We start from the raw sequence: 11,308 nt of genomic DNA, 5'->3' as shown, positions 1-11,308 counted from the left end.
TAAGTAATAGGTTGACGTTCTTTACAATGGACCGATATACGTAAGTATAAAAGTATCTGTGTTACTTCATGCTAGCGTTGTAGAACCGGGAGCGGTGGTCAAGCTGTTCAAATATTTCATCATTACTACTAAAGTAATAAAGGACCGGCGAGGTTAGCCGGTTTTTATTAATTTGTAAGGAAAGTGTATAACCACCCGAATCATAACTTTTATACAAAAGTAAGATATGAAAAGGTTGATTATGTATTTTTACGCGATTTAGTATGAATTATGAATTAAGTCTTATGATTTAATCCGACATAAAAACACATAAAATAACAATATCACCAATCAAATAATAAGACTAAAGTCCTGTTCGGATAAAAAAAATACCCTACTTTAGTCAGAATATGACGATAAGTCATAGACAGTGTAGATCATTTACTTTACAATATTCGATAGATAAATGATTTTTATGGCGGTAAAAATAAAAAAAAGAGAGGAATTTTTTTAATGTCTTTATTTAGTGGGACTATTCAGACGCTTGAAAATTCACTTGACTATGCTTCTGTAAAGAATAAAACAATAGCACATAATATATCGAATGTAGACACAGCCAATTTCAAAGCGAAACGAGTTCAATTCAATGATGTATTGAAAAATGAATTATCAGAACAATTCCAAGCAACGAGAACGAATGAACGCCATATTCCTTTTTCAGATAACAAATCGAAAATACATATAACTACAGATCATAGTACAATGTACAACCACAATGGAAACAACGTAGATATCGAAAAGGAAATGACAGAATTAGCTAAAAATCAAATCTATTATCAAGGATTAGTAGACCGAATCAACGGAAAGTTTAATAGTTTACAAAGTGTCATCAGAGGAGGTAGATAATTATGTCCATATTTAATGCGATTAATACAAGCGGAAGTGGTCTGACCGCTCAACGTCTAAGAATGGATACGATCTCTTCCAATATTGCCAATGCAGACACAACAAGAGCGACTGTAAATGCAGATGGAGAATATGAACCATATCGAAGAAAAATGACAGTGTTCAGTCCTAAAGATCAAAGTTTTTCATCTATCCTTAATCGGACTACTCAAAGAGGAGAAACCACTGGGGATGGAGTGAAAGTATCTCAAATTGTAGAAGATGAAGAACCGTTCAAACAAGTGTATAACCCTAATCACCCTGACGCAAATGAAGATGGTTATGTAGAAATGCCTAATGTTGATCCATTAAAAGAAATGGTTGACATGATGAGTGCAACAAGGTCCTACGAAGCAAATGTCACCTCTTTAAATGCTTCCAAAACAATGTTGATGAAAGCACTGGAAATTGGCAAATAGTAAAAAGGATGTGAATAGAAAATGAATATTTACTCATTAGAAAACATTCAGCCCAATACGGCTGAGACTGTGAATAAAAAGCAAACAGTAGGAGAATCACAACAACAATTTGCTGATAGTTTTAAACAAGCAATCGACAGTATTAATAAGGCACAACACGAGTCAGATCAAAAAACAGAAGCACTAGCCAAAGGGGAAATCGATGACTTACACGACGTCATGATCACAGCGCAAAAAGCAAGTATTATGCTACAAACTGGTGTAGAAGTTCAGAAAAAAATGGTGGATGCATACAACGAAGTAATGAGAATGCAAGTTTAATACATTGATTGTTGTAAGCAAGTAATGATTTTTGGGGGCACAAAATGAACGAGAAATTCAAACAATACAAGGATAAAGTATCTAGTTATTACACATCGATGTCAAAAAAGCAAAAAGGGTTACTTTTCAGTGGAATTGCAGTACTTCTAGCTGTCATCGTTCTCGTCACAGTAATGACATCTGCTAAAAGTGATATGGTAGCACTGTATAATGACCTTTCCGTACAAGAAGTAGGTCAGATTAAAGAGGAACTAGATGCTCGTGGCGTAACATATGAAATTACGGATGCTGGCTCAGGTGTAAAAGTACCGGAAACAGCGGCAAATTCGCTGTTAGTGGATCTTGCTGCACAAGGGATACCAGATAGCGGAAGTATTGACTATTCCTTTTTTGCTGAGAACAGTTCATGGGGAGTAACTGACAATGAATTTGAAGTCATGAAACTAGATGCTATGCAGACGGAATTAGCAAATTTAATTACGCAAATAGATGGGATAAATGGAGCGGAAGTTAATCTTAATATACCGGAAGAACCGGTTTTTATTAGTGATCAACAACAACCTTCCACAGCATCAATCGTGATTGAAACGGCACCTGGATATCAATTTGAACCGAGTAATGTAAATGCTTTGTATCATCTTGTTTCAAAATCAATCCCTAATCTTTCTACGGATGATATCGTAATTATGAACCAACATTTTGAGTATTTTGATTTAAATAATCAACATGCTACAGGAAATGGTGATACATATACTTCACAACAACAAATTAAAAGCGATATTGAGAAGGATATTGAGAGAAATGTTCAAAAAATGTTAGGTTCCATGATAGGAATGAATAAAGTAGCTATTTCAGCAACTGCTGATGTTGATTTTACTCAAGAGCAACGAGTGGAAGAACTGGTAGAACCTGTTAATGAAGAAAATGACACACTACCAGTCAGTATTGAAACGATTACTGAATCATTTACAGGTGAACAACCAGAAGATGGTGCAGTTGGAGTTGAAGAAGGTGAAATTGCTAATTATCCGGCAGGTGTAGAAGGCAACGCAGGAGACTACGAACTTGTCAAAGAATCCGTTAATAATGAATTTAATCGAATTCAAAGAGACATTGTAGAAAGTCCGTATAAAGTCAGAGATCTAGGTATTCAAGTAGCGATAGATAATACGAGAGTATTAGAAGATGGAGAAGTTGAACAACTGACTGCACAGGAACAAGCGAATGTAGAGGAAAGTGTCGCTTCTATCTTAAACTCAATTATTTCTACTTCTATCGATAAATCATATGGTGAAGTTACACCAGAGGAAAAAGTATCAATCGTATTTCAGCCATTTGAAGGAACAGATACGATACCGAATCCTGCGGTTAGTCCAACTATTCCTGCCTGGGTATACATAGTTGGAGGATTGTTGCTATTAGCTATTATTGTTTTGATATGGATGTTAAGAAGAAAACGATCAGCGGAAGAAAATGTGGTTGAAGAGGTGGAAACCTCGGAAATTCGAGAACAGGAAGTTCCGCCAATCACAGATACGGATGATTCAGATTCATCTATGAGACGAAAACAATTAGAGAAATACGCTCAGGAAAAGCCAGAAGAATTCGCAAAATTATTAAGAAGCTGGATTACAGAGGATTAAAGGAGGTTAATAATCATGGCTAAAAGACAGCAACTGACCGGAAAACAAAAAGCTGCTATTTTATTAATCTCTTTAGGTCCCGATGTTTCTGCCCAAGTGTATAAGCATTTAACCCCAGAAGAGATTGAGAAACTTACTTTAGAAATCTCATCTGTTAAGAAAGTTGATGGATCGCAAAAGGATGAGATTTTGGAGCAATTCCATGAGATTGCGATGGCTCAGGATTATATTTCTCAAGGTGGTATCAGTTATGCAAAAACTGTTCTTGAAAAAGCTTTAGGAGAGGAAAAAGCGGGAGATATCCTAAACAGACTGACTTCCTCCTTACAAGTAAAACCGTTTGATTTTGCAAGGAAAGCTGAACCTAATCAAATTATAAATTTTATTCAAAATGAACATCCTCAGACGATTGCACTTGTTTTATCTTACTTGGATTCCGAACAATCTGCTCAGATCTTGTCAGAATTACCACAAGAAATGCAAGCTGATATTGCAAGACGGATAGCAGTCATGGACTCTACATCACCGGAAATCATTTCAGAGGTAGAGCAAATTCTTGAACGAAAACTATCTACTACTGTTTCACAGGATTATACACAAACTGGTGGTATCCAAGCGGTTGTAGAAGTGCTAAATGGTGTGGATCGAAGTACAGAGCGTACGATATTAGATACGCTTGAAATTGATGATCCAGAATTAGCAGAAGAGATCAAGAAAAGAATGTTTGTATTTGAAGATATTGTTACCCTTGATAATCGGGCTATTCAACGTGTTATTCGTGAAGTTGAAAATGATGATTTACGCTTATCCTTAAAAGTTGCGAGTGATGAAGTGAAAGAAATTGTCTTTAATAATATGTCTACACGAATGGCAGAAACATTCAAAGAAGAAATGGAATTTATGGGGCCAGTTCGATTACGTGATGTAGAAGAAGCACAATCGCGTATAGTATCTATTATAAGAAGATTAGAAGAAGTTGGCGAGATTGTCATAGCTAGAGGTGGAGGAGATGATATTATTGTCTAATCACTCCTTACCACCTAGGCAAATCCAATTACGAAAAATAGAAACACCGAAAACAAACCGACATTCAATTGAACAAGATGATCAAGAAACGTTACATAATATCTACCAGCAAATAGAGGATGCGGAACGGAAGTATAAAGAAACAATAAATAAAACAGAACAACGAAAAGAGGAAGTACAAGCAGAAATCAATCAATGGCGTCAAGAGTGGGAGCAAGAAAAAGCAAACTATATTGAACAAGCCCAACAAGAAGGCTATCAACAAGGTTTTAAACAAGGGCAAGAAGATAGTATTCAACAATTTCAGAAGATAGTGGAAGAAGCAAGAGTTGTACTGAAAACAGCTAACCAAGAATATCACAAAATTATTGCAGAGAGTGATGAGACAGTTTTACAAATTGCAATGGCCGTAGCTGAAAAAGTTTTGAAGCAGTCAATCCAACAAGATCATGCGAAATTTGTTGGAATTGCGCAATCTTTGATAGAGCAGGTAAAAGACCAGTCAAACATTAAATTATTTGTCTCTAGTCATTATTATCCATTTCTTATCGAAAATAAGGATGAGTTAAGTTCGATCATTCATGATGATATAGAATTTAGAATATATCCGTCGGTTGAGTTGCAAGGAGAACAAATTATTATCGAAACACCGTCTGGAAGAATTGATGCTTCTGTTGACAGTCAATTAGAAGAGATTAGAACGAGACTTTTTCATGTAGTGGAGGAGATCACACGTGAAAACACAAATGATACTGAATGAAATTGATGATTTAGATGCCTATAAGAAATATGGAAAAGTAGACCGTGTAATTGGGCTATTGATTGAAGCAAGAGGGCCTGAAGCACGCATTGGTGAAGTGTGCTATATCCACACGAAAAAGAAGAATGAAAAAATCATGGCAGAAGTAATTGGTTTTTACGAAAAAAAAGTCCTTTTAATGCCATATTCGACACTGCATAATATTGCGGCAGGTTGTTTAGTAGAAGCAAGCAAACATGCATTGCAAATCAAGGTAGGTAGAGCATTAATCGGCAAGGTAATTGATTCAACTGGTAATTTACTAGATGGTTCTCATTTACCTAAAGGGTTAAAAGAGTATCCAACAGAGCAAGCTCCACCTAATCCAATTGAAAGACCTAGAATTAAAGATCCAATTCAGATTGGCGTAAAAGCAATTGATACGATGTTAACAGTTGGAAAAGGGCAAAGAATTGGAATTTTCGCAGGAAGTGGTGTAGGGAAAAGTACGCTGTTAGGTATGATTGCTCGTAATAGTAATGCCGATATCAATGTCATTGCTCTGATTGGCGAGCGTGGACGAGAAGTAAAAGAATTTATTGAACGCGAGTTAGGTCCGGAAGGTTTAAAGAAGTCTATTGTTGTGGTTGCCACCTCTGATCAGTCTGCTTTAATGCGAATTAAAGGTGCATATACAGCAACAGCAATTAGCGAATACTTTCGGGATTTGGGTTATGATGTGAATTTGATGATGGATTCCGTTACAAGGGTAGCTATGGCACAGCGAGAAATAGGACTTGCCATTGGAGAACCACCAACAACAAAAGGGTACACTCCATCTGTTTTTGCGATGCTACCATCTCTGTTGGAACGGACAGGTACTAGTAAAAATGGTTCAATTACAGCTTTTTATACCGTTCTTGTGGATGGTGATGACTTTAACGAACCAATAGCTGATACAACAAGAGGTATCTTGGATGGTCATTATATTTTGGATCGTAAATTAGCTGAAAAAGGACAGTTCCCAGCGATCAATGTTCTGCAGTCTGTAAGCAGGGTAATGCCTGAGATTGTTTCAAAAGAAAGGCTGGAATTAACGCAGAAAATTCGTTCAATTCTAGCTACCTATGATGATAATCAAGAGTTAATTCAAATAGGGGCTTATAAAAGAGGCTCTAATAAATCCGTTGACCAGGCGATTCAACTTCAACCAGGGATTTTAAACGTCTTGAAGCAGGATATGAATGAAAACGCAGATGAAAAAACGGCGCTTCAACAATTACAAGAACTGGCAAAAAGGAGTAATTTCTGATGATGAATCAATTACATGGTTATGAAAAGATCAGAATGATAAGAGAGAATGAAAAAAACGACGCCCAACTTAAATTTCAAGAAGCCTCAGCGGAATTTGAAAAGCATGCAAGTCACTTATATGATTTGCTGAAAAAGAAAGAGAAGATTGAAGAAAGCTATAAGCAGTCATTGTCAGACAAGTCCCAAATTGAAACAATCAAATCCTATCATCAATATTTAGACTTTCTTATGCCCGCGATAGTAAATGTTCAAAAAAAAGTAGATGCAGCAAGAAAGTATATGGACCAAGTACAAGAGTATGTAACCGAGCATTATATCGAAGTAAAAAAAATAGAAAAAATTATCGACAAAAAAGAACAGCAGTATAAACAATTAGAAGATAAAAATAACTTAATGTTAATGGATGAAATTTCCATTCGTAAGTATATAGAAAAGTAAGGATAGGTGAAGAAATGGCGACCAATCCAAAGAAAAATAAAGAAAAAAAACCGGGTATATTTCAGTGGTTAATAGTGATAGTTGTACCGTTAATTGTTGCATTACTGTTTGCGGTAGTCATCCTATACTTTATGGGCGTGGATGTTGGTAAATATACCAAGGAAACATTGAATAAGGTTCCATTTATAGACGAGCATGTGACAACGGATCAAGAAGAATTACATGCTAATCAGATGGCTGAGAAGGATCAACAAATTGATAGCCTTCAAGACGAGATCGATGCTTTGCAATATGACGTTCAATCCAAAGATGAAACTATTTCTCAATTGGAAGAAGAAATATCAGATTTGTCTTCCCAAATAGTAGAATTGGAAGAAGCTCAAGAGAGTGATACCGAAAGTTCAGATTCATATGAGGAGCTTGCTGCTTCCTTTACGGCAATGAAACCAAAGACGGCAGCACCTATAATGGAAACAATGGAGACTAGCATCGCTGTTCCGTTGCTACGTCAATTAGATTCAGAAGTTAGAGGAGAAATCTTAGGTGAGATGGACCCGGAAATAGCAGCAGAATATTCAGATTTATTAGTGAATGAATGATGAAACGAATTTGAAAGGGGGTGAAAAAATGATAGTAGCACCTGAATGGTTTGCAAATGGCTCAGCTGTTTCCGCACTTAATACTATAAGAGATAAAGTAGAGGGAAAAGGTTTTTCTGATCTTATGTCAGCCAATATGGCAAGCAATCGACAACAAGCTAGAATAACAGAACCTGAAGACGACAGAAAGTTAGTAAAGCTACGAGAGTCTTTAGGAAGTTTATCAGAAGAACAGTTAGATCGATTAACAGAAATAATTAACATGATCAACAATAAGCTTGCGAATACTGACAATAAAGGTTTATCACAAGAAGAATTAATGACATTTATCAGAGAGAACCTTAATGTTGACCAAATAGAATTATTAGAAGGGCAACTTGAGGTAGAGGATCGTGAAATAGTAATGGACGTGATCAAGAAATTGCTAGAAATCGATCACGTAGGCGAGAGTAGATCTGGTGAAACTCAAAAAACAACAGAACAATATACTAATTTCTATTCTAGCGATAGCTTTCTTGTACAAAATAGCATAGTTCAAAAAAGCCAAAGCACAGAAGATGCCTTAGCTGAAAAAGCAAAATCATTAGTAGAACAAACAGAAAAAATGGTACAACAAATTCAAAATCAAACCATCAATAATCGTGATTACAAACAAATCTTACAATTGTTGAAGCAATGGTCACAAATGAATAATCAGACATTAAATGCAGCGCAGAATCTTCTATCAGAAGCTACCAATGAGAAAAGTAGTGAAATATGGTCGAAGTTATTGGCAAATTTTCAAAATCGCAAGTCTATGCAGCAACATTATGGAAGTACGCAAAGAGTTACGCAACAAGATGTAAAGCGATGGATTGAAGGTGCAATGGAAAGAATAGAACCTGCCATTAAGCAGGAGCAAGCGCAAATCGTTAGAAATGATACTGGTAATCAACAAGTTCAATCGAAAATACAACAATATGTGATTCATTTGTCCCAAACAAATAGTGATCAGCAATTGGTACAGAAACAACTTATTGATCAATTTCAGCAAGTTATGCAAAAAAGCAATTTCATGAAACTATCAAGTGGGGCTAATCAGCTGATGTTAAGGATTCAACCAGAACATTTAGGCGATATTACTGTTAAATTAACGCAAATCAATGGCGAAATGACAGTTAAAATGATTGCTAGTACACAAGGTGCTAAGGAATTGTTAGAAGGGAACTTAAAGCAGCTTCGTCATATGTTCTCGCCACAACAAGTAATCATTGAAAAACAAGAAAACTTAGCTCAGGCAAACCAAGAAGAATTAACGGATGACAACTTGAATTCTCAAGGAGAAGAGCAGCAGGAACAGACGAATGATCAGGAGCAGGAAGAGACTAATTCAGAACATCAAAATCTAAGTTTCCACGACATCTTGATGGACGCGAAAGTGTAGGTGATAAACAATGACTTCTATTGATCCATCCTATTATTTATCTAATCAAAATCAATCAAGAGAGGTTAACAATAGTTTAGGGAAAGATGAGTTTTTAAAAATTTTAATGACACAATTGCAAAATCAGGATCCATTAAACCCGATGGAGGATAAAGAGTTTATCTCACAAATGACAACTTTTTCATCATTAGAGCAAATGATGAATATGTCTAAATCTATTGATACGCTAGTACAAAATCAAACCGTTTCTCCAGTTATACAATATAGCCATTTAATTGGAAAAGAAGTTAGTTATTATCGTATAGATGAAGAAACCGGTGAAGTGGCAGAACCGAAAGAGATAGCTACAAGTGAAGTAAAGGCAATCTCACAAAATGGAGGTTATGCAGTAATAGAATTAGATAACGATACGAAAATATACACCGATGAGGTACTCAGAATCAATGATCCTTCCGCGGAATAAGGAGGGGTAATATGGATAATCGGATTCATGCTTATCATCATCCTCTTGTTCCTAAAAATATAAAAGTCCAACAGAGTAATTCTAGTCATTTTGCTGAAGTCTTAAAACAGCAACAGAAAATTGAAATAAGTAAACATGCTAGTGATAGAATGACTCAGCGTAATATTCATTTGAGTGATGCAGATTGGAACAAGATGAACGAGAAACTGGATCAAGCCAAGGACAAAGGCGTGAAAGAGTCACTAGTTATTATGGATGAAGCAGCATTTATTGTTAATGCAGAAAGTAAAAAAGTGATAACCGCATTGGATAAAAGTGAACTAAGCAGTAAAATCTTTACCAATATTAATGGAACGATCGTAATGGACTAGGCTGGACCCATAAGGGAGGCTTACAAGCTATCAACCGACAGCGATGGCTTAATAAAAAACGGAAAGGAAGTTTATAAATGTTACGTTCAATGTATGCTGGTATTTCAGGTATGAAGAGTTTTCAAACGAAATTAGATGTAGTAGGTAACAATATAGCCAACGTAAATACAGCAGGCTTTAAAAAAGGTCGCGCAACTTTTCAGGATATGATGAGTCAAACTGTCTCTGGTGCAAGTGCTCCAACTGCTAATCGTGGGGGGATCAATCCTGCTCAGGTCGGGACAGGTTCTCAATTAGGTTCAATTGATAATGTTCATACACAAGGAAATCGTCAAACGACAGAACGCCCATTAGACCTTCAATTAGAAGGGGACGGCATGTTTGTTTTTCAAGAAGGTGATGAATTACAGTATTCACGTGCAGGTAACATGTACCTTGATGATAATGGTAATATCGTAAATGCTAATGGTCAATATTTAATGGGATTTCAACCACAAGGGGATGAGCCTTCATCACTTGATGACATCGACCATACACAAGTTGGAGTTATTAATATCCCTGATACTGCATCAAGTTTTAGTATTGAAGGGAATGGAGTAGTTAATTATGTGGAAGATGGTGAAACAAGAGTTGCAGGCCAAATTGCTTTAAGTAAATTTGCTAATGAAGGCGGCTTGGAAAAGGTAGGATCGAATATGTATCAAACTACTGTTAATGATGGTCAGTTCAATACTGGGGAAAATGACACAATTTATTTCCAACCAGAAGAAGGTGGAACTGCTTCTATTGTTGCTGGTGCATTAGAGATGTCTAACGTAGATCTTTCTGAAGAATTCACCGAAATGATTACTGCCCAACGTGGTTTTCAAGCAAATACAAGAATTATTACAACATCTGATGAAATATTACAGGAACTTGTGAACTTAAAACGATAAAAAGGAGGAAGAGAGTTAAGGCTCTGTCCCTTAACTCTCTAAATCTATGATTACATTAACAAAATTAAAAGGCGACACAATTACTATTAATGCGATATACATAGAACGTATTGAATCTTTTCCGGATACAACCATCACTTTGACCAACCAAAGAAAAATATTTGTTAAAGAGTCAGAAGTAACAGTGAAGGAAATGGTGAGAGAGTTTTATAAGGAAATTGGTCTCTTTCAACTTCAAAGAGAAGTAGGTGAACAAGGTAATGAATCCTAAGTTAATAAAAATCCTAGTTGTCGTTTTATTAATCATTACGATAGCAGGAGCTGTAACATTATACTTTCTATTAGACAGTACCTCTAATGAAGGAGAGGCAATGTCAATAGATGATGTGGTGAAAAACTCTTATACAACTGAAGAAATAAGAACGGATTTAAATGATGGTAATTTCGTTCTCATTCAATTTCAATTTATTACAAATAGTAATGCTGCATTAGAAGAAATTGAAAAAAGAGAATTCCAAGTGAAAAATGAATTTATAAAATTATCAGTTGATTTGACAGCAAAAGATTTTCAAGACAATTTATCGGAGTTAGAAAGTGATATGAAAACAGCTATGAATAAACATATGACGGAAGGTCAAATCGTCGATGTCCTTATTATAAGTAAAGTTATCCAGTAAGTTTACTCCGAATGGA

The 11,308-nt window shown here is 35.8% G+C and carries 15 protein-coding genes; all 15 read left to right on the top strand.

Features of this window, described 5'->3' with window-relative positions; translation table 11 throughout:
* Nucleotides 1–492: 492 nt before the first annotated feature.
* On the top strand, nucleotides 493–885 hold the full coding sequence (flgB, locus tag GH715_RS03780) for a flagellar basal body rod protein FlgB (protein ID WP_153834299.1): 393 nt from the start codon (nucleotides 493–495) through the stop codon (nucleotides 883–885).
* Between the two features lie 2 nt (nucleotides 886–887).
* Entirely contained in the window at nucleotides 888–1,343 is a 456-nt protein-coding gene (gene flgC / locus GH715_RS03775) for a flagellar basal body rod protein FlgC (protein ID WP_153834298.1), read from the top strand.
* Between the two features lie 21 nt (nucleotides 1,344–1,364).
* The gene (gene fliE / locus GH715_RS03770) at nucleotides 1,365–1,664 is read left to right on the top strand and encodes a flagellar hook-basal body complex protein FliE (protein WP_153834297.1); all 300 of its coding nucleotides are present in this window, start codon (nucleotides 1,365–1,367) and stop codon (nucleotides 1,662–1,664) included.
* 44 nt (nucleotides 1,665–1,708) lie between these two features.
* Nucleotides 1,709–3,307, top strand: coding sequence for a flagellar basal-body MS-ring/collar protein FliF (fliF, locus tag GH715_RS03765; RefSeq protein ID WP_153834296.1), 1,599 nt, complete (start codon nucleotides 1,709–1,711; stop codon nucleotides 3,305–3,307).
* Between the two features lie 15 nt (nucleotides 3,308–3,322).
* Nucleotides 3,323–4,333, top strand: a complete 1,011-nt coding sequence (gene fliG, locus GH715_RS03760) for a flagellar motor switch protein FliG (protein WP_153834295.1) — start codon at nucleotides 3,323–3,325, stop codon at nucleotides 4,331–4,333.
* Nucleotides 4,326–5,093 (top strand): flagellar assembly protein FliH, encoded by a 768-nt coding sequence (gene fliH, locus GH715_RS03755; protein WP_163578439.1) that lies wholly within the window; start codon nucleotides 4,326–4,328, stop codon nucleotides 5,091–5,093. The genes fliG and fliH overlap by 8 nt, the downstream gene beginning before the upstream one ends.
* On the top strand, nucleotides 5,068–6,384 hold the full coding sequence (gene fliI, locus GH715_RS03750) for a flagellar protein export ATPase FliI (protein ID WP_163578438.1): 1,317 nt from the start codon (nucleotides 5,068–5,070) through the stop codon (nucleotides 6,382–6,384). The genes fliH and fliI overlap by 26 nt, the downstream gene beginning before the upstream one ends.
* Complete coding sequence (fliJ, locus tag GH715_RS03745) at nucleotides 6,384–6,824, top strand: flagellar export protein FliJ (protein WP_153834293.1); 441 nt, start codon at nucleotides 6,384–6,386, stop codon at nucleotides 6,822–6,824. The genes fliI and fliJ overlap by 1 nt, the downstream gene beginning before the upstream one ends.
* A gap of 14 nt (nucleotides 6,825–6,838) precedes the next feature.
* Nucleotides 6,839–7,423 carry a MotE family protein gene (locus tag GH715_RS03740; protein ID WP_153834292.1) on the top strand — a complete coding sequence of 195 codons (585 nt, stop codon included), beginning with the start codon at nucleotides 6,839–6,841 and terminating at the stop codon, nucleotides 7,421–7,423.
* A 28-nt stretch (nucleotides 7,424–7,451) separates the two neighbouring features.
* Nucleotides 7,452–8,846, top strand: coding sequence for a flagellar hook-length control protein FliK (locus tag GH715_RS03735; RefSeq protein ID WP_163578437.1), 1,395 nt, complete (start codon nucleotides 7,452–7,454; stop codon nucleotides 8,844–8,846).
* Between the two features lie 10 nt (nucleotides 8,847–8,856).
* Nucleotides 8,857–9,309 (top strand): flagellar hook assembly protein FlgD, encoded by a 453-nt coding sequence (flgD, locus tag GH715_RS03730; protein WP_153834290.1) that lies wholly within the window; start codon nucleotides 8,857–8,859, stop codon nucleotides 9,307–9,309.
* Between the two features lie 11 nt (nucleotides 9,310–9,320).
* Nucleotides 9,321–9,680, top strand: a complete 360-nt coding sequence (locus tag GH715_RS03725; protein ID WP_153834289.1) for a TIGR02530 family flagellar biosynthesis protein — start codon at nucleotides 9,321–9,323, stop codon at nucleotides 9,678–9,680.
* Between the two features lie 77 nt (nucleotides 9,681–9,757).
* A complete protein-coding gene (gene flgG, locus GH715_RS03720) occupies nucleotides 9,758–10,615 on the top strand; it encodes a flagellar basal body rod protein FlgG (protein WP_153834288.1) in 858 nt (285 codons plus the stop codon).
* 46 nt (nucleotides 10,616–10,661) lie between these two features.
* The gene (locus tag GH715_RS03715; protein ID WP_153834287.1) at nucleotides 10,662–10,886 is read left to right on the top strand and encodes a flagellar FlbD family protein; all 225 of its coding nucleotides are present in this window, start codon (nucleotides 10,662–10,664) and stop codon (nucleotides 10,884–10,886) included.
* On the top strand, nucleotides 10,876–11,292 hold the full coding sequence (locus tag GH715_RS03710) for a flagellar basal body-associated FliL family protein (RefSeq protein ID WP_153834286.1): 417 nt from the start codon (nucleotides 10,876–10,878) through the stop codon (nucleotides 11,290–11,292). Before GH715_RS03715 ends, GH715_RS03710 begins: the two co-directional genes overlap by 11 nt.
* Nucleotides 11,293–11,308: the final 16 nt, after the last annotated feature.

This window comes from Gracilibacillus thailandensis (assembly GCF_010994055.1).
Classification (GTDB): Bacteria; Bacillota; Bacilli; order Bacillales; family Amphibacillaceae; genus Gracilibacillus; species Gracilibacillus lacisalsi.
This window is presented reverse-complemented; position numbering and strand designations above follow the sequence as displayed.

Coding starts and splice junctions, on each gene's coding strand:
- fliE (WP_153834297.1), top strand. CDS start 1,365: ATGAATATTTACTCATTAGAAAACATTCAGCCCAATACGGCTGAGACT.
- GH715_RS03715 (WP_153834287.1), top strand. CDS start 10,662: ATGATTACATTAACAAAATTAAAAGGCGACACAATTACTATTAATGCG.
- flgC (WP_153834298.1), top strand. CDS start 888: ATGTCCATATTTAATGCGATTAATACAAGCGGAAGTGGTCTGACCGCT.
- flgD (WP_153834290.1), top strand. CDS start 8,857: ATGACTTCTATTGATCCATCCTATTATTTATCTAATCAAAATCAATCA.
- flgB (WP_153834299.1), top strand. CDS start 493: ATGTCTTTATTTAGTGGGACTATTCAGACGCTTGAAAATTCACTTGAC.
- fliF (WP_153834296.1), top strand. CDS start 1,709: ATGAACGAGAAATTCAAACAATACAAGGATAAAGTATCTAGTTATTAC.
- GH715_RS03725 (WP_153834289.1), top strand. CDS start 9,321: ATGGATAATCGGATTCATGCTTATCATCATCCTCTTGTTCCTAAAAAT.
- fliJ (WP_153834293.1), top strand. CDS start 6,384: ATGATGAATCAATTACATGGTTATGAAAAGATCAGAATGATAAGAGAG.
- GH715_RS03710 (WP_153834286.1), top strand. CDS start 10,876: ATGAATCCTAAGTTAATAAAAATCCTAGTTGTCGTTTTATTAATCATT.
- GH715_RS03735 (WP_163578437.1), top strand. CDS start 7,452: ATGATAGTAGCACCTGAATGGTTTGCAAATGGCTCAGCTGTTTCCGCA.
- flgG (WP_153834288.1), top strand. CDS start 9,758: ATGTTACGTTCAATGTATGCTGGTATTTCAGGTATGAAGAGTTTTCAA.
- fliG (WP_153834295.1), top strand. CDS start 3,323: ATGGCTAAAAGACAGCAACTGACCGGAAAACAAAAAGCTGCTATTTTA.
- GH715_RS03740 (WP_153834292.1), top strand. CDS start 6,839: ATGGCGACCAATCCAAAGAAAAATAAAGAAAAAAAACCGGGTATATTT.